Source organism: Nocardia sp. NPDC019395, from assembly GCF_040632335.1.
GTDB lineage: Bacteria > Actinomycetota > Actinomycetes > Mycobacteriales > Mycobacteriaceae > Nocardia.
Genome location: NZ_JBEYBT010000007.1, coordinates 223,262 through 240,489, shown reverse-complemented (window position 1 = coordinate 240,489; position 17,228 = coordinate 223,262). Strand labels below are relative to the sequence as shown.

The window sequence follows — 17,228 nt, the reverse complement described above, 5'->3', positions numbered from 1 at the left end:
TCAGTCGCTGCGCTCCTTCGCTCTGGTCGCTCCAGAACGAGACGGGCCCCGAACCACCAAGGTGGACCGGCCGCATGCGGGAAACGGGGGTGGGGATGTATGAGGACCGACTGGAGGTAGGAGGATCAAACGCGCCTGGCGGCGGCGGGTGAGGGGGCGGCGACCTCGGAGGCTCGGCTAGCACCGAAACAAACGCGTCCCAGGGGCGACGGTGAACTAGACAAACCACAGAGGCTCAGGGACTTCGGCACACACCGAAATAGACGTGCCCAGGGGGACGGGGAGTTCGGCGGGTCTTGGAGGGGTACGGCTCGCGGTGGGACGAGCGCGTCCAGTGGTGGTGGGGAGGGAGCGGGGTCGGTCACGGAGGACTCGGTGGTGCGGAGGGGTGCGTTCGATCGGGTAACGGTGGGGCGAAACTCCGAAGGCTTGCGGGGGGTGGCGGTACGGTTGCCGACGAGGCGACGGACCGGTTTGCCGTCGCTCGGTATTCCCGGCATTCCTCCATATCCGCAAGCAGCTGAGAAGGAGATCCGCGTGAAATCCGTCAATCCGTACCTCATGTTCAACGGCAATGCCGAAGAGGCGTTCGCGTTTTATCAATCCGTGTTCGGGGGCGAGCTCCAGTTGATCCGTTTCGGCGATATGGGCGAGGCCGCGAATCTGCCCGAGGAGGCGAAGAACCTGGTGGCGCATGTGGCGCTGCCGCTGAACGGGGTGGAGCAGATACTGATGGGGTCGGACTGTCCGCCGGGGCAGACCGTCGATGTTTCGGCGCGCCCGAATTTCACCGTATGTCTCGAGCTGAGCGATCCGGACGAATCGCAGCGGTTGTTCGAAGCGCTCGCCGTCGGCGGGACCGTGGATATGCATCTCGCCAAAACAGAATGGACCGAACTGTTCGGGATGCTGACCGACCGTTTCTCCATTCCGTGGATGTTCGATTACAGCTCCGCCGAATAGGCGCAGAGCCAGCGGCCCGGCGCGACCACGATGAGCCCGCCGACAGACAATCACGCCGGACCGGAGACGCGGTCCGGTTCCGGGCTGGTGCTCGCTGTGCTGTGCGCCGGGCAGTTCCTGATGACCCTCGACAGTTCGGTGATGAACGTGTCGATGGCGACGGTGGCCCAAGACCTGGGCACGACCATTACCGGCATCCAGACCGCGATCACCCTCTACACCCTGGTCATGGCCTCGCTGATGATCACCGGCGGGAAGATCGGCGCGATCATCGGCCGGCGCCGGGTGTTCGGTATCGGGCTGATCGTGTACGGGGTGGGGTCGTTCGTCACGGGGCTGGCGCCGAATCTGGGCATTCTGCTGCTGGGCTGGTCGCTGCTGGAAGGGATCGGTGCGGCGCTGATCATGCCGGCGATCGTTTCGCTGGTGGCCGCGAATATCGCGCCCGAACGCCGTAACGCCGCTTATGGTCTGGTCGCGGCCGCCGGCGCCGCCGCAGTGGCGGTGGGACCGCTGCTGGGCGGGGCCGTGACCACCTACGCCTCCTGGCGGCTGGTGTTCTTCGGCGAGGTCGTCGTGGTGGCGCTGATCATGTTGCTGCTCCGCCGGATGACCGATAGTCCCGTCGAACAGGCCCGGCTAGATATCGTGGGTTCGCTTCTCTCGGTGGGCGGGCTCGGCATGATCGTGTACGGCGTACTGCGCTCCAGCGAATGGGGGTGGATCCAGGAACGTCCCGGCGCCCCCGCCCTGTTCGGTCTGTCGCCGGTTGTCTGGTTGCTGCTCGGCGGATTGCTGCTGTTGTATCTCCTCTCGGAACGGCTTGCGGCACAGATCCGGGGCGGGCGCGAACCCCTGTTCGATCCGGGGTTGCTGCGCAACCGGCAGCTCACCGGCGGGCTGGGTATGTTCTTCGCCCAGTTCTGTGTACAGGCCGGAGTGTTCTTCGCCGTACCGCTGTTCCTGTCCGTGGTGCTGCAACTCAGCGCCCTCGGGACCGGCGCCCGCCTGCTGCCACTATCGGTGGCATTGATCGCGACCGCGGTGGGGATCCCGAAATTCGCCCCGCGGGCCGGGCCGCGGCGGGTCGTGCGGCTGGGCCTGGTGTCGATGATCATCGGAATACTGCTGCTCGCCGCGGGTATGGATCCCGGTGCGGACGCCCGGGTGGTCGCCCTGCCGATGCTGCTGATGGGTGCGGGTCTGGGCGCGCTCGCCTCGCAACTGGGTGCGGTCACGGTCTCGGCGGTGCCGGAATCACGTACCGCCGAAGTGGGCGGGCTGCAGAACACCGCCACCTATCTCGGCGCCTCGCTGGGTACCGCGTTGATCGGCTCCGTGCTCATCGCCACGCTCACGTCATCGGTCGCCGACGGTATAGCGGACAACCCGCAGGTTCCGGCCGCGGTGCAGCAACAGGCAGCCACGGAATTGGCCGACGGTGTTCCATTTCTCTCCGATACGCAGTTGCGCACCGCCCTTGGCGACGCCGGGGTGGACGCGTCCACCACCGACGAAGTGGTCACGATCAATTCCGAGGCACGCCTGAACGCTCTGCAGACCACCTTCGCGGTCACCGCTTTACTCGCTGTGGCCGCATTGCTGGTGACCAGGCGGCTCCCGGCGCGGTCCCCGGCGACGGAACCTCCGGGCCCTGGTTGAGTCGTGCCCGGGCTACACCTGGCGGGAGGCGCCGAAACCGCGCATCGCCAGGGCGATCCGACTGCCCACCGGGATACGGAACACCTCCGGCAGCCAGGGTGCGCGGCGGTGGTGCGGGCGGCTGCGGTCGGCCCAGAGCGGATTCGATTCGTCGCGCCGGTAGACGGCCAGCCGGCCGGTCATCGTGAACCGCAGATGGGTCGCGCTGCCGATCACCTCACCGTCGGCCGCGAGCGCCTCGGGTTCGGGCAGCTGCACATCCAGCTCGGGCAGTTGCCGTTCGCCGTACACCCGGCTGTGCCCGATGGCCGCCAGCACCAGCGCGACGACCGCACGGGTACGCGACCAGCGCAGATCGGCGCGCAGCCAGCGCACATCCAGCAGACCGGAATCGAGGCGGTCGCGGAAGGCGGGCACCGCGCCGCGCGGATGGTAGGGCCCGTTACCGACGAACAGGAACCACACCCGCTGCCAGCGGCCGTCGAGGTGGATCTCGATCGGCTCTGCCCGGCGCAGGGTGACCACCAGCGCGGCGGCGAAGGCTGGCCACTTACCCCAGCGTTTCTGCCATTTCTCCCGCAACCGCACCAGATCCGGATAGGACCCGAGGCTGAAAGTATTTATCAAATGCCTTGTGCGCGTGTCATTTCCGTCCCCGAACTCGACGGAGGCGATATCCACCGCGACCGCCTCACCGACACCGGTCGCGTCGATCACTTCGCGTAGATCGTAGACACCCAGATCGCGGGCGAAATGATTGAGCGTCCCGGTGGGGATCACGACCAGCGGCAGGTCGTGACGTAGCGCGACCGCGGCCACGGCCGCCACGGTGCCGTCCCCGCCCGCGACACCGACCGCCCGCACCGGTTCCCGCTGTGCGGCGATCGCCTGCTCGAGGTGTGCGGCACAGTCGAAATCGGGCCGGGTACGCAGCACCGTGGCGGCGGGCAGGGCGGCCACGACATCATCGGTGGGATCGTAGTTCGCGTCACCGGAGACCGGATTGACCATCACCACAAGACCTTTACCCTCGGCCAGGACCGGCACTTCGGGAACGGGACTCGCCTGCGCCTCGTCCGATTCCCGCACCGGCCACCAGCGCCGGGTGGCCAGCGCGATCCCCGAGCCGACGGCCGCGCCGACCAGCACATCCGAACCCCAGTGCACGCCGGTGTGGACCCGCGAATAGGCCACGGCGGCCGCCACCGGCGCCACCACGAGTGCCGAGCGTGGGCTTTCCATCGCCACCGCCGTGGCGAAGGCCGCCGCACTGGCGCTGTGCCCCGACGGGAAAGACGACGAGGTCGGGGCCGGGGACAGCCGCCGGTACGCGGGCATCAGCTCGGCGGCCGGGCGGCGGCGTGCGAAAACGGATTTGAGCACGATATTCGTCACGAAACTGGCACCGGCCACGGAGACGACTCCGCGCAACGCGGCCCGCCGCGTCGAACCACCCCGGGCGGCCAGTAGACCCGCGCAGGCCATCCACAGAACACTGTGATCGGCGCTGGCGGTGAGACGCAGCAAACCGGCATCGGCCTTCGATGCCGGCAGTTGCGCGACGGTATCGCCCACCGTGCGATCGATCAGCCCGATTCTGCGAAACCTGTTGCGCGTCCAGCCACTCACTCGCCCGACACTACCCAGCCCACAACGACGCCCGCGACCCGTAGCGCCTCCGGACGGGCCGCGGGACCCCGCCACCACCTAAGCGGAGGTGCGCCGACTCGGCAGCTTCCATCCCGGCCGCGGGAAATGGCAGGTATAGCCGTTGGGGAAATGCTGCAGATAGTCCTGGTGTTCGGGTTCGGCCTCCCAGAACTCGGCCGCCGGTGATACCTCGGTGACGACCTTGCCCGGCCAGAGCCCGGAATCCTCGACATCGACGATGGTCTCGAGCGCGACCTGCTTCTGCTCGTCGTCCAGATAGAAGATCTCGGACCGGTAGCTGGTGCCGATATCGTTACCCTGACGGTCCTTCGTGGTCGGGTCGTGGATCTGGAAGAAGAATTCCAGTACGGCCCGGTAATCGGTGCGGGCCGGGTCGTAGACGATCTCCACCGCCTCGGCGTGACCCGGATGGTTGCGATAGGTCGGATGGTCGTTCTGCCCGCCGGTGTAGCCGACCCGGGTGGTCAGCACACCCGGCTGCTTCCGGATCAGCTCCTGCATACCCCAGAAGCATCCGCCGGCCAGGATCGCCTTACGCGTTTCGGTCACGCTTCCTCCTTCGTCCCCGTCATTATCGGCCCCCGGTTCAACGTACGGGGCAGCACGGAAAGTCCCCGGCTGGTCCGCGCTCAGTCGCGCTGCCCGGTGACCAGCAGATATTCCCATTCCATCCGGCCGTCACCGAGATCGTGCTCGGCGGCGAGATCGGTGAGTGCGCGATCCAGCTGTTCGGCCCGTTCCGGTTCACCGGCCAGTGACCGGTAGACCGCGATGGTGGGCCCGTAGTTGGTCTTGAAGAATTCGCGGAACATATCGGCGTCCGCGAAACAATCCACGACAGCGTGCTCACGACGCATATCCAGGCCGGTCACCCGGTCGCCCAGCAGCTCGGTGACGTGCTCCTCCGACCCCCACAGCGGCGGCGGTTGCGCACCCGCGGGCGGCGGCGGGGCGAACGGCTTCATCGTGGCGAACATCCGCCCGATGAAACCCGTGGGTGTCCAATTCACCAGGCCGATGGTCCCACCGCTTCTGGTTACCCTGACCAGTTCGTCGGCGGCGGCCTGATGGAACGGTGCGAACATGATTCCGACGCAGGAGAGCACCACATCGAACTCGCCGCCGGCATAGGGCAGCGCTTCGGCGTCCGCCTGTTCCCAGGTGAGTTCCACGCCAGCCGCGGCGGCATTGCGACGCCCGACCTCGAACAGCTCCGGTGTCAGGTCACTGGCCACGACCTCGGCCCCACTGACCGCGGCCGGTATCGCGGCATTTCCCGATCCGGCCGCGATATCCAGTACTTTCTTCCCCGGCCCGATCGGACAGGCACGCACGAGACGGGCCCCGAGCTCGGGGATCACATCGGCGGCCACACGCGGGTAGTCACCCGACGCCCATATCGCTCTGTGCTTGGTCTTCAGATCACCGGAAACGGACTGCGTCATCGCCTGCTCCTCGTCCTGTGCGGAACTCGGATATCGCTCTGTGCGGAACTCGGACCACACGGCATCTCGCGCCCTCCGGGTAAGTACCTCTCGCGGCCGCCGGCTCGAACATCGAATCGCCCGGTCGATTCACTACCGGACCGACCCAATTGTCGGCCTCCGTGATCTCACTGCGCAAACCCCCGGCAGCTCCCGGGTGCGCGCGGGGTACTCGAGGTCGCTTTCCGGCGCCGGCCCGGCGTCCCCGGCGACCTCTATCGCCTCGCATATATACGACACGGTCACGCCGCTGGACGCCGCGACGAGCGAACTGCGACAACGCGGGCGGGTGACTCGAATACGAAACGGACATTCCGCGTAGATCATCTGAGCCGCAAGGCAATATATGTACGGGCCGCGTATGGTGCCCGAGGGTGTCGAGAGCCGCTCGCGAACTCCCGGCACTCAGTGCGAACAGTATGGAGCCACTTTGACAACCCCACAATTCGGCACCCCCGTCGCCCGGCCCGTGCACGGCTCCCCGATGGCCGATGACGGCCCGCGGATTCCGCTGTACACGCCCGAGTTCGCCGACGACCCGCACCGGGTGTACCGGCAGATGCGCCGCCGGCATCGGTCCATGGTGCCTGTCGACCTGGCTCCCGGGGTGCCCGCGACACTCGTGGTCGAGCACGGGGTGGCGGTGCGCATCCTCAACGATCACGAGCATTTCCCGGCCGATCCCCGGACCTGGCAGAAGGGAATGCCCGCCGACTGCCCGGTGCTACCGATCATGGAATGGCGGCCCGTACCGGCCCGCAGTACCGGCGAGGCCTTCCGCCGCTATCGGTCCGCGAATGTCGCGGCCTTGGCCGATGTGGACCTGCACGGGCTGCGCCGGGCCGTGGAGGAGCTGGCGGTTCCCCTGATCGGTGCCTTCTGCGGGACGGGCAGCGCGGATCTCCTCCTCGAGTACGCGTTCCCCCTGACCTTCGGTGTCTGCAACGCACTCCTCGGCTGCCCACCGGAAATCGGGCAGCGGGTTTCCGCCGGTATGGCCGCCATGTTCGAAGGCGTCTACGCCGGCGAGGGCAACAGAATGATCAACTCCGCGCTCGCGGAACTGGTCTCCTACAAACGCTCGAATCCCGGCGACGATGTCACCACGCGGCTGCTGAAGCACGAGGCCCAGCTCGACGAAGAGGAGATGACCCACCAGCTGGCCGGCCTGTACGGCGCGGTGATCGAACTCCAGCAGAATCTCATCGCCAACACTCTGCTGCTGATCCTCGCCGACGACCAGGTCGGCGGCAGTGTGCTGGGCGGCAGCCTGTCCACCCGGGACGCCCTGGACGAGGTACTGTTCGACAACCCGCCGATGGCGAACTTCCTGATCACCTACCCGCGGCAGCCGATCCTGATCGACGATGTCTGGCTCCCGGCCCATCAGCCGGTCGTCATCAGCATCGCCGCCTGCAACCACGACCCCACGATCCGGGCCGAGGATCAGCGCGGCAACCGCTCCCACCTGTCCTGGGGCCTGGGACAACGCACCTGTCCCGCACAGACCCCGGCCTACCTGGTGGCCCAGGAAGCCATCGATCTCCTGCTGGACGCCCTCCCGGAAATGGAACTGGATCTCCCCGAGGGCCCGGATTGGCGCCCCGGCCCGTTCCACCGTTCACTGACCGCTCTGCCGGTGAAGTTCCCACCCTCGCCACCACTGAGGTAATGGCACCGCCGGACACCACGTCGGCGCCATCCGCGCTTGATATCCAGTCCTGCGCCCCGCCTACCGGCAGGGCCGGTAGGCGGGGCACGCAGGACGAACGCCGTCGGGCGCGAACCGTATCGCCGCTAGGACACCGGGCGGTCGAGCGGGCTTTCGGGGACTGCATCGGCGGGCTCGAACTCGGCATCGCCGGGATCCACGGTCGACCGCAGGGTCACGCTGGCCGCGGCGGCGAGCAGGTAGAGCACGACGAAGGTCCAGATGAGGGCGGTCATATGGGCGGTGCCGCCGAGGGCGCCGACGATCGCCGGGCCGACGAAAGCGGACAGTCCGGCGGCCAGACTGTAGATCGCGAGTGCGCTGCCGCGGTCGGGTGCCGGGACCAGAGCGGGCATCAGCGCCGTGAGGGGTACGAAGCCCGCCAGGCCGATTCCGAAGACCGCCCAGCACAGCAGCGTGACCACGAAATTCGGCCCCACGATCTGGGGAACGTAGTACAGCAGCAGCATTCCCACGGCGCACATCACACAGCCGAACCAGGTCACCGTGCGGCGCCAGCCGAACCGGTCCCCGACGATGCCGAACATCAGGTTGGCGAAGATATTCGCGGTGTACACGCAGGTCACCAGCAGCAGATATTGCCCCTGTGTGAAACCGATATCGTCGGTGAAATACAGCGGGGCCACAACGAACAGGGCGAAGTTGGGGGCGGTGTTCACCAACCGGACGAAAGCGCCGGTCGCGATGCGGGGTTCGCGCCACAAGATGGTGATCCCGTTGAGGAGTTCGCGGAACGATGCGCCGCCCTCCGCCGAGGTCGGCCCGGCATGCCGCAGGTCACGGACCCCGACCAGCGCGGCCACCGCGCCCAGGGCCACGAGCCCGGTGCCCACCCAGAATGTGCCGTATTCGCCGACCACCGGAATGCTGGCGCTCGCCACCAGCGAACCGAGAGTGGGCAGTCCGGCGCCGAAGGCGAACCAGAACCAGCCGACAGAGGTGCCCCGCTGCCGGGCCGGGGTCGCATTGTTGAGCCATACCAGGAACGCGTAGGCGAAGAACGGGTAGCCGATACCGCGGACGCCGTAGACGATCATGACCAGCGTTTCCGAATCACTGGGTATGGCGGCGACCAGCAGTACCGCCTCGAGGACGACCCAGAGCACCGCGCCGGCCAGCATGACGCGCCGCGGTCCGTACATCGCGGCGAGCGTCCCCGACAGCCATGAACCGACCGCGACGAAGATGCCGTAGATGCTGACGGCCGCCGCCACGCGATTCTCGGCGAAACCGGCGTCGACGAGGAATGAGGAAAGGTAGTTGCTCTCGACACCGTCGCCGATCATGAAGAGCAGAACGCCCACATAACCCCAGATCAGGGGCGCCGGAAGACCCAGGCGATCGAGTACGGCGGAAGATTTTTCGGACAGCATCGGGTTCCCTTCGACAGTGAAGGCAGTAGCGATCGGGTACAGCGGTCAGGGTTCGACCGCGACCGGGTTTCGGGGTGTCAGCGCGAGGGCGGCGTCGGCCGGGCGGCCGAGCGCGTCCGCGGCGAGGAGTGCGGCGCCGGCCGCGGTTGTCTCGGGTTCGGTGATCACCGTGAACGGGAGTCCGGCGACGGCCTGTTTGATCCGGATCCAGCCGGGTGAGCGAGCCCAGCCACCGGCCGTGTAGAGCGCGGGCGCGGACGGCATGAGGGCGGCGATATCGCGAATCGCGTCACCACCCCGCGCCGCGAGTGCGCCGAGCACAGCCGAGGCCCGGGATATCGGGTCGGCGGGGGCGTCCGGTGCATAGCGTGGGGGCGCGCCGCCGGGTGCGCCCGGGAGGAACACGGTCGAATGGATGTACTCGTCGGGCCGGAGATCACCCGCGATGAGCTGCTGGAGCGCTTTGTCGACCGCCTCGTCACGGGCGGCCCAGGCGACGTTGCGCGCCAGCTCCTCCACCCGCAGCACGGTGGTAGCTGTCGCGCGGACGCCGGGTGAGACGTCCATCTGCCCGGTCACCTCCGCCGGCGACAAGCCCGTCTGGGCAACGACGACTTCGGCCGTGCCCATGGAATCCAGAACAGCGCCCGGACTGATCCGGTCGACACCCCAGCCGCCGATCGGATGGTCGTGACCACCACTGACGACCACCGGGTCGGCGTCCAATACCCCGGCCGCGGTGAGCCGGCCGGAGCGCCACGCGCCGACGATGTCACCCGCACGCCTCACTTCGGGAAGCAGATCCGGCGACCCGAGCGTCGCCCGGACCCGCTCGGCCGACCACGTCCGGTCAGTGGTCCGCCAGGCGGCGGTGCGGGCCGCGAGCGTATCGCTCAGGAAGTCCGCACCCGTCCAGCGGCACGACGCGAAATCGGTCAACGCCAGCCACGCCTGGGGCCGGGTCCGGCCGGAAAGGTGCTTTCCGGCCCAGGCCCAGCCGACCAGTGTGCGGGCCGGGTCGGTATCGACGCCGAGTCCTTCCGCGGGTGGCAGACGCGATTCGAGTTCGTCGAATATGCCCTGGCGCCGGGGATCGAACCAGGCCAGCGCACGGCCCAGCGGCCGTCGGTCCGCATCGACGAGAACCCCGTCCTCACCGACTCCTGCCACGCAGATGGCCGCCGCGGCGAACTCGTCACCGCAAGTTTCGATGACCAGGTCCTCGAGGAGTGTGAACAGCTCCATCGCGTCGATCGAGGGGTCGCCCTCCCGCCGCGGCGTCGCGCGACGGGCCCTGGACCGGACCCGGCCCTCGTAGTCCAGCGCTACGACCTTGATATTCGTACTGCCCACATCGGCACCGAGCACTACGCTCGAACGCCTGCTCACGCCTCGTCAACCCTTCACTGGGAATCTCGGTCGCCGAAGCCGACCTGATGGGTCAGCGTCGCGACCTCGGCGAGGACCTTTTCGGCGACCTCGCGTTCGCGCTGCCAGATATTACGGCCGACGATCACACCGCGGGCACCCGCCCGGATGGTCTGGGCCACCGCATCCACCGTATCCTCGGGCGGACCGGCCAGCGGACCCCCGGCGATGACCAGCGGGACCCGCAGTTCCTCGACGAGGCGCCGGGTGCGCTCCTCCCCCGGGAAAGCGATCTTGATGATATGCGCGCCGAGGTCGTAGGCGATCCGGGCGACCTGTTCCTCTTCCTCGATGACCTCCTGGGTGCGCGGCGCGCCGATCAGGACCGGTTCGAGTACCAGCGGAATATCCCAGGCGTCACAGGCACTGACGACCTTGCCGACGCGTTCGCACAGCGCCGCCCGCTCCGCGTTGGAGATATTCCACGGGAACAGCATCTTCACCGCGTCGACTCCCATCCGCACGGCGTCTTCGACCGTGGCGATGAGCCGGTGCGCGCCGCCGCCGTCCAACTGCGTGTGGTCGTAGTAGGTGTCGAGGGTGAGAACCCTGGTCAGCTGCGGGTTACGGGCGAAGAAGGATTCGGTCTGCTTGACCTGGCCCGGGGTCATCATGAAGCCGGTGACATCGTGATCGGCCCAGGTGGCGAACGGCGCGGACGGAGTTTCCAGGCCCTCGATGCGGTTGAAGATGAGCCCGTGGTCGACGGGCATGATGATCGCCACCCGATCGCTGGGTAGCGTCCGGCGCATCCGGTATTCCATGGACATCCTGGCTCCGCTCTATCGATTATCTTGTACGTACAGGCCGTACGGACCGTACAGTACGAGCTGGATTAGGATCGGTCAACAGTCGATCGAAGGAGAACGACATCGTGCGCCGACAGATACGCAACCTGGCCGAGAACGCTCCCGAGGAGGCACTCGAAGGACTCGCGCTGACCAACCCGACGCTCGTCGCCTACGACCGGAAAAGCGGAATCGTCACCCGTGCGACTCCCGCGCGGGACAAGGTCGGCCTCGTCTCCGGCGGCGGATCGGGCCATGAGCCACTACACGCGGGTTTCGTCGGGCACGGCATGCTCGACGTGGCCGTACCCGGTGCCGTGTTCGCCAGTCCGACGGCACTGCAGGTCCACGAAGGCACCGTGGCCGCCGACTCCGGGCGGGGTGTCGTCCAGATCGTGAAGAACTACACCGGCGACGTCCTCAACTTCCAGATCGCCGGTGAAATCGCGGGTGACGACGATGCGGTCGCGACCGAAACCGTGCTCGTCGACGACGATCTCGCCACCCAGAGCGAAGAAGGACCGGGACGCCGGGGCACCGCCGCGGTACTCGCGGTCGAGAAGATCTGCGGCGCGAGCGCGGAAGCCGGAGCGGATCTCAGCACGGTCGCCGAATTCGGCCGCCGCGTCGCGCGCAACGCTCGCACGCTGAGCTTCGCACTGAGTGCGGGCACCCACCCCGGCGAAACCGAACCGGCCTTCACCCTCGACCCCGGTGAAGTCGAATTGGGTGTGGGGATCCACGGCGAGCGCGGTACGGGCCGGGTCCCGTTCGCCGACGCCGATACGCTGATGTCACTGCTGGTCGATCCGCTTGTCGCCGAACTCGGGCAGGCGCAGGGGTCCTCGGTTATCGCGATCGTGAACGGACTCGGCGGCGCGTACCCCATCGAACTGTCGATCGCAGCACGGGCGGTGCATCATCGGCTCGCCGATCGCGGGATCACCGTCGCCCGGTCGCTGGTCGGCAGCTATGTCACCTCGCTCGATATGGTCGGCGTCTCGCTCACCCTGCTGCCCGCCGACGCCGATCTGCTTCCGCTGTGGGACGCGCCCGTGCGCACCCCCGCCCTGACCTGGTGAAGGAGCCTGCTCATGACCAACGAAGCATTGCCCGCGGGATTCGGGCAGCGGTGGGTACAAACGATGTTCGAGGCCTTCCTCGACCGCACCGAAGCTCTCGCCGACCTCGATCGACGCGCGGGTGACGGCGATTTCGGCGCCAATATCGCTGCCGCCCTGCGCCGGGCGCGCGAGAACATCGAAACCGATAACCCCGTCTCCTATTCGGCGTGGCTGACCGCGGTGTCCCGGGGTTTCCTCGGCACCGGCGGAACGAGCGGCCCGCTGTTTGGCATGTTCTTCCGCGAACTCGCCCGCTGCACAACGGGTCCGGAGCCCACCCTCGCCGAGTTCTCCCAGGGGCTGAGCGCCGGACTGGCCACGGTGCAGCGGTACGGGAAGGCCGAGGTCGGGCACAAGACGATGGTCGACGCACTCGCACCGGCCGCCGAAACCCTCGCCTCCCTCGTGTCCGCCGGCGAACCGGCCGCGGCGCTCACCGCGACCGCCGGCGCGGCGGTGGCGGGGGCGTCCACCACCGTGTCACTCGTCGCCAAACGTGGGCGGGCGAGCTATGTCGGTGAGGTGGCGCGGGGCGTACTCGACCCGGGCGCGGCGGCAGCGGCCCTCATATTGCAGGCCGCCGCGGCGTCGTACGAAGAGCGTCCGGCCGATATCGACACCACCTGGCTCAACGAAACCGCATGACTCCGGTCCGAACCGTACGGACGATTAGACTCGGGCCCGCACCGATGCACGATCGGACAGGGAGGTACGCGCGGTGATGGCCACCGACTCGATCGATCGGCAGTCCGCCACCCCGTACTACCAGCAACTGTTCGCGGTTCTGCAGCGGCGCCTGAACGCCGGCGATATCGCCCGCGACGAAAGACTCCCGAGCGAAAACGAACTCTGCACCGAGTTCGGCTTATCCCGGGCGACGGTGCGGCAGGCCTTGCAACTCCTGGAAACCCGCGGTCTGGTGACCCGGGTTCCGGGACGCGGGGTGTTCGCCAGTCAACCCAGTTCACCACCGGGCTGGGTTATCCAAGGGCCCGAGGGGTTCCTGGAGAACGCGATCGGCCATCAGAACCGTGCGGTCACCACCGAGGCCTTGCGGCACGGACCCACCCTGCTGCCGCGCTACGCCTGCCGGGCACTCGAGGTGCCGGAGAATACGGCCGGATTCCAGCTGGTCCGGTTGCGCAGCCTCGACGGGACACCCGCGTTGTACAGCATCAACTACAGTCCGCCCGCACTGGTACCGGTCGTGGCGGCGGCGCAGGAGGTACTCGCCGGCCGCGCCTCCCTCACCGAACTCCTCGCCGACGCGGGTTACACCCTCGGCGGTGCGCATCGGGAGATCCGGGCGGTGGGCCCCACCCCGGAGATCGCGGCGGCACTGGAGATCACGCCGGATACCCCGATCCTGCACATCAGGTCCACATCGTGGACACCGCGCGGCGAGCGATACGACGTCTACGACACCTGGGTGCGCAGCGAGGTCGTCCCACTCGAGGTGAACGTGGACACCGGCGAGAAATGAACCGGCACCGAGTCCGCCGGGTGGACTCGGTGATACCGCGATCCCCCGGCTACCGTCGCGCCGACGGTCAACTTGGAGACTGATTGCCGCTCAGTATGTTTCGGTGTTACAGTGCGACCCATCCGGATGGGAGAGCTGTCGGCATGCCCGCGCGCGATCCGCCCGTTCTCGAATCATGTGGCGAATCCGGCGGTACTGTTGGTCGCGCGGCGGAACAGAGAGCGGGGGTAGCCGATGACCCATATCGAACGCGTGGAGATGCCGGACGGGGCGATCATCTACGCGCGGGTCGACGAGGACGCGTCCGATACCACCGGAGTGGACGTCGGCCTGCGTGATCGGTTCAAGCTCGACACCCTCGGTCCGACGATCCAGAGCGTCGCCGCCGCCGTACACAACAGCGTCGAGGGACTGAAACCGGATACGGTATCGGTCGAATTCGGTCTGGAACTATCGCTCGACGCCGGTCGGGTCGTCGCGGTGCTCGCCTCGGGCGGGGTGAAGGCCTCGCTCAAGGTGAAACTCGACTGGGGGCCCGCCGCCGCGCCCGCCGGACAGTAGGCGAAGGGTGAGGACGCCGTGCCGGTACACGCCGATATCGAGGAACTGCTGAAGGGCGCTACCGCCACGGTATCGGCCGACCGGCCGGACGCCGAACAGATCGGTACCGCCTTCCGGATCACCCCGGATTACGCGGTGACGGCTGCCCATGTCGCGGTTCCGGCCGGGCCCCGGCTGCGGCTGGCCTTCGGTGAAGGCAGTGCGTGCGGCGCCTCCGTGGTAGCCGCCTCGGCCCAGCAGGCGCGGGGATCGCCCTGGGGTTTCGACGATCTCGCGGTTCTCCGGCTCGACCGGCCCGGCGAAGTCACCGCGCCGTGCGTTCTCATCACCGAGCCGGTGCTGAAATACGATGACGCACTGCTCGTCTGCGCGCTCAACGGGAGCCGTCCCGAACGGTTCCTCGAGGTCCACCACGGGTATCGGTTCCGGGACGCGCAACCGCCGCTCTTCTTCACCGTCGACGGCGGCCGGCCGGTGGTGCCCGGGATGTCCGGTGCCCCGGTATGGTCCGTGCGGCACGGCGGTGTCGTCGGGTTGTTCAAGGCGAGCGAGAACGTGCAGACCACCCAGGGCGGCGCGATCTCGTGCCTGCTGGAATGCCTGCGGCGCCGCGGCACCGAGCTCTACGAGGAAATCGTCACCGCGCACGATGTCTACCACCGCGATGAGCCGGCGTGGGTGGATCGCCTGCCCGGCGGGAAGGACGACGAGGCCCTGGTTCGCCGGTGGGTGGTGGAAACGCACGGCTGGCTGGCCAGGATTCCGACTGCCACGGAGCGTCTCGTATCGCAGGGCCTTGTCGACGAATTGTTCCGTGACTCGCCCCCGTTCGATACGAGCCGGTTGCTCACCTTGCGTGACGTGGTCGAATACATCGGGACCGAATGCCAGAGCCAGGGCTGGGATCTGTCCCGATTCTGTGCGCTCGCGCTGAAACATCTCGCCCTGACACCCGATGTGGCGAAGGCGATGCAGGAGCTCCCCAAAAGATTCCTCACCGCGCAGAGATACCGGAAATTCGAACAGGACTTCCCCGCCGGTCGCCCGGAATTCGACCGGCCCTTCGCCGCGACCCGTCCGGAATCAGTCGAGATGACCACGGTGTTCGGCATCATCGTGCCGGACGAGGGCCCGCGGCTGGACGATCGTTCGCCGATCCCGCACCGGTACGAACTCGCCGTGAAAACGGGCCGGGACGAGATCATCGCACCGGAGTCGGATGGCCGGTGCGGAAGTTTCGAACAGGCCAAACAGGAATTGAAACAGGCGCTCGACAGCAAGCTGGAGGCGATCGCGAAACCGCCGGAAACCGTCGAGATCGTGGTCGCCCTGCCCGACGACCATCTGATCGATGATCCGCTCTACGAATGGCGCCGCTCGCAGGAGCGCCCGTTCAGCAAGTTCATGATGCGGCTGCGGCGCAGCAGTACCTGGGAGAAGACCCACGAGCAGGTCATCGAACTCGAGAATCGCTGGACCCGTTTACAGGAGAGTGCGTCCGACGGGTTGGTCTGGTTCGGCTGCGGTGACGCGCGGGCACAGGATCTGCGCACGCTACAGGAGTTGTTCGTCGAAAACGGCCCGCCCGACGGAGTGGCTGTTTCCACACCGCCGACCCCCGCGGTGCTCACCGCGTCCAGTTCGAACGCGCTGCCTGTGACCGTATGGCACACCACCGGTTGCGCGGTACACCCCGACGGCGGCGACATATGCGACGGCACGGCCTTCAGGGCGGACATAGAAGCCCGGATCGACGAACAATCACCGGTGGATTGGTACGCTGCGATCTGGCGCGAACAGCGTGAACATGCCGGTTCCGAGGATCGGGACGAGTTCTGGCGCAAGATCGTTTGCATTATCGATAGACCCGGGGAAAGCAGACGTCCCACGCCGCTCGCCGGGCCGGGGCTACGAGGGAGTTGATATGACAGCGCCGACGTGGCATGTGTTCCACGGGTCGGGCGAACCGCGCCCGGACGGATGGGACGCCGTGCCCCCACCGATGATCTCGCGCACCTTCACCGGGCATCCGCTGGTAACGCCACCGCAGCCACAGCCCGATCAACCCGCGCAGATGGATCGCAAACTCGGCCGTAACGGGATCGGCGCGCATCAACTGCGTTCCGACGATCTCGATGTGATCAATGCCGCGCTGCTGTGCCGGCGACCGCTCCTGGCCACCGGCGCTCCGGGGCTGGGCAAATCATCGCTGGCCTATCTGATCGCCCGCGAGCTGGGATTGGGGCCGGTGTTGCACTGGCCGATCACCAGTCGCAGCACCCTGAAGGACGGCCTCTACCACTACGACGCGCTGCGCCGGTTCGAGGAAGCCCAGCTGCCCGGTAACCGGGCCGAAGGTGACGGAGCGGCCGGTCTGGCCGATTACATCACGCTCGGCCCACTCGGCACCGCGCTCCTGCCGTACCAGCGGCCCCGGGTACTGCTAATCGACGAAATAGACAAAGCCGATATCGATCTGCCCAACGATCTGCTGCACGTTCTGGAGAACGGTGAGTATCAGATCGACGAGTTGCGGCGGATCCGGGCTCATCGGCCCGAAGTGGAGGTCTTCAGCCACGAGGGGCGCGAACGGGTCGCTGTGCGTGACGGTTTCGTGCAGTGCAACGCCTTCCCCGTGATCATCATGACCAGCAACGGGGAGCGCGAGTTCCCGCCCGCTTTCCTGCGCCGCTGTCTGCACCTGCGACTGGAGAAACCCGAACGAGGGCAACTGGAACGGGTGGTAGCCGCACATCTGGGAAGTGCGGCGGTGGACGAATACAGCGATATCATCGACAATTTCGTACGTCGGCGCAGTGAGTTGGGAACGCTGCCGACCGACAGGCTGCTGATCGCACTGCACGTGCTGACCCAGGCCGGCCGGGTGGACGGCACCGACCGGCTGGACCGGCAACGCCTGGCCGAGCGGCTGATGCAACCCACGGACTCCGGAGGCTGA

Annotated in this window: 15 protein-coding genes; 9 read left to right on the top strand and 6 right to left on the bottom strand. The window is 67.4% G+C overall.

Annotation, left to right across the window (positions count from 1 at the left end; genetic code table 11):
* The first annotated feature begins 537 nt into the window (after window positions 1-537).
* Window positions 538-963: a VOC family protein gene (locus ABZ827_RS19620; protein ID WP_357238414.1), complete on the top strand. Its 426-nt coding sequence runs from the start codon at window positions 538-540 to the stop codon at window positions 961-963.
* Window positions 964-993: 30 nt separating this feature from the next.
* Entirely contained in the window at window positions 994-2,625 is a 1,632-nt protein-coding gene (locus tag ABZ827_RS19615) for an MFS transporter (RefSeq protein WP_357238412.1), read from the top strand.
* Window positions 2,626-2,637: 12 nt separating this feature from the next.
* Here the strand turns inward: ABZ827_RS19615 and ABZ827_RS19610 are convergent, their stop codons facing one another.
* From ABZ827_RS19610 to ABZ827_RS19600, 3 genes are all read right to left on the bottom strand, one after another.
* A complete protein-coding gene (locus ABZ827_RS19610; RefSeq protein ID WP_357238410.1) occupies window positions 2,638-4,254 on the bottom strand; it encodes a phosphatase PAP2 family protein in 1,617 nt (538 codons plus the stop codon).
* A 78-nt stretch (window positions 4,255-4,332) separates the two neighbouring features.
* On the bottom strand, window positions 4,333-4,845 hold the full coding sequence (msrA, locus tag ABZ827_RS19605; protein WP_357238408.1) for a peptide-methionine (S)-S-oxide reductase MsrA: 513 nt from the start codon (window positions 4,843-4,845) through the stop codon (window positions 4,333-4,335).
* Window positions 4,846-4,925: 80 nt separating this feature from the next.
* A complete protein-coding gene (locus tag ABZ827_RS19600; protein WP_357238406.1) occupies window positions 4,926-5,741 on the bottom strand; it encodes a class I SAM-dependent methyltransferase in 816 nt (271 codons plus the stop codon).
* A 523-nt stretch (window positions 5,742-6,264) separates the two neighbouring features.
* On the opposite strand from ABZ827_RS19600, the gene ABZ827_RS19595 reads away from it, so the two are divergent.
* Window positions 6,265-7,452, top strand: a complete 1,188-nt coding sequence (locus ABZ827_RS19595; RefSeq protein ID WP_357238434.1) for a cytochrome P450 — start codon at window positions 6,265-6,267, stop codon at window positions 7,450-7,452.
* A 125-nt stretch (window positions 7,453-7,577) separates the two neighbouring features.
* Here ABZ827_RS19595 and ABZ827_RS19590 read toward each other — a convergent pair whose 3' ends face one another.
* The 3 genes from ABZ827_RS19590 to ABZ827_RS19580 are packed head-to-tail and all read right to left on the bottom strand — an operon-like array spanning window position 7,578 to window position 11,083.
* On the bottom strand, window positions 7,578-8,885 hold the full coding sequence (locus ABZ827_RS19590; protein ID WP_357238405.1) for an MFS transporter: 1,308 nt from the start codon (window positions 8,883-8,885) through the stop codon (window positions 7,578-7,580).
* 45 nt (window positions 8,886-8,930) lie between these two features.
* Complete coding sequence (locus ABZ827_RS19585; RefSeq protein ID WP_357238403.1) at window positions 8,931-10,274, bottom strand: FGGY family carbohydrate kinase; 1,344 nt, start codon at window positions 10,272-10,274, stop codon at window positions 8,931-8,933.
* 14 nt (window positions 10,275-10,288) lie between these two features.
* Window positions 10,289-11,083, bottom strand: a complete 795-nt coding sequence (locus ABZ827_RS19580; protein ID WP_357238401.1) for a hypothetical protein — start codon at window positions 11,081-11,083, stop codon at window positions 10,289-10,291.
* Between the two features lie 104 nt (window positions 11,084-11,187).
* Here ABZ827_RS19580 and ABZ827_RS19575 point away from each other — a divergent pair, with 104 nt between their 5' ends.
* The 6 genes from ABZ827_RS19575 (at window position 11,188) to ABZ827_RS19550 (ending at window position 17,228) form a co-directional block, all read left to right on the top strand.
* On the top strand, window positions 11,188-12,183 hold the full coding sequence (locus ABZ827_RS19575; protein ID WP_357238399.1) for a dihydroxyacetone kinase subunit DhaK: 996 nt from the start codon (window positions 11,188-11,190) through the stop codon (window positions 12,181-12,183).
* A gap of 12 nt (window positions 12,184-12,195) precedes the next feature.
* A complete protein-coding gene (gene dhaL, locus ABZ827_RS19570) occupies window positions 12,196-12,870 on the top strand; it encodes a dihydroxyacetone kinase subunit DhaL (RefSeq protein ID WP_357238397.1) in 675 nt (224 codons plus the stop codon).
* A gap of 76 nt (window positions 12,871-12,946) precedes the next feature.
* On the top strand, window positions 12,947-13,708 hold the full coding sequence (locus ABZ827_RS19565; RefSeq protein ID WP_357238396.1) for a GntR family transcriptional regulator: 762 nt from the start codon (window positions 12,947-12,949) through the stop codon (window positions 13,706-13,708).
* 234 nt (window positions 13,709-13,942) lie between these two features.
* Complete coding sequence (locus ABZ827_RS19560; RefSeq protein ID WP_357238394.1) at window positions 13,943-14,269, top strand: CU044_2847 family protein; 327 nt, start codon at window positions 13,943-13,945, stop codon at window positions 14,267-14,269.
* Window positions 14,270-14,287: 18 nt separating this feature from the next.
* A complete protein-coding gene (locus ABZ827_RS19555; RefSeq protein ID WP_357238392.1) occupies window positions 14,288-16,192 on the top strand; it encodes a trypsin-like peptidase domain-containing protein in 1,905 nt (634 codons plus the stop codon).
* A gap of 1 nt (window position 16,193) precedes the next feature.
* On the top strand, window positions 16,194-17,228 hold the full coding sequence (locus tag ABZ827_RS19550; protein WP_357238390.1) for a MoxR family ATPase: 1,035 nt from the start codon (window positions 16,194-16,196) through the stop codon (window positions 17,226-17,228).

Excerpts from the sequence above, each read along its gene's own strand:
- ABZ827_RS19615 (WP_357238412.1), top strand. The coding sequence starts at position 994 with ATGAGCCCGCCGACAGACAATCACGCCGGACCGGAGACGCGGTCCGGT.
- ABZ827_RS19600 (WP_357238406.1), bottom strand. The coding sequence starts at position 5,741 with ATGACGCAGTCCGTTTCCGGTGATCTGAAGACCAAGCACAGAGCGATA.
- ABZ827_RS19595 (WP_357238434.1), top strand. The coding sequence starts at position 6,265 with ATGGCCGATGACGGCCCGCGGATTCCGCTGTACACGCCCGAGTTCGCC.
- ABZ827_RS19590 (WP_357238405.1), bottom strand. The coding sequence starts at position 8,885 with ATGCTGTCCGAAAAATCTTCCGCCGTACTCGATCGCCTGGGTCTTCCG.
- ABZ827_RS19580 (WP_357238401.1), bottom strand. The coding sequence starts at position 11,083 with ATGTCCATGGAATACCGGATGCGCCGGACGCTACCCAGCGATCGGGTG.
- dhaL (WP_357238397.1), top strand. The coding sequence starts at position 12,196 with ATGACCAACGAAGCATTGCCCGCGGGATTCGGGCAGCGGTGGGTACAA.
- ABZ827_RS19565 (WP_357238396.1), top strand. The coding sequence starts at position 12,947 with ATGGCCACCGACTCGATCGATCGGCAGTCCGCCACCCCGTACTACCAG.
- ABZ827_RS19560 (WP_357238394.1), top strand. The coding sequence starts at position 13,943 with ATGACCCATATCGAACGCGTGGAGATGCCGGACGGGGCGATCATCTAC.
- ABZ827_RS19550 (WP_357238390.1), top strand. The coding sequence starts at position 16,194 with ATGACAGCGCCGACGTGGCATGTGTTCCACGGGTCGGGCGAACCGCGC.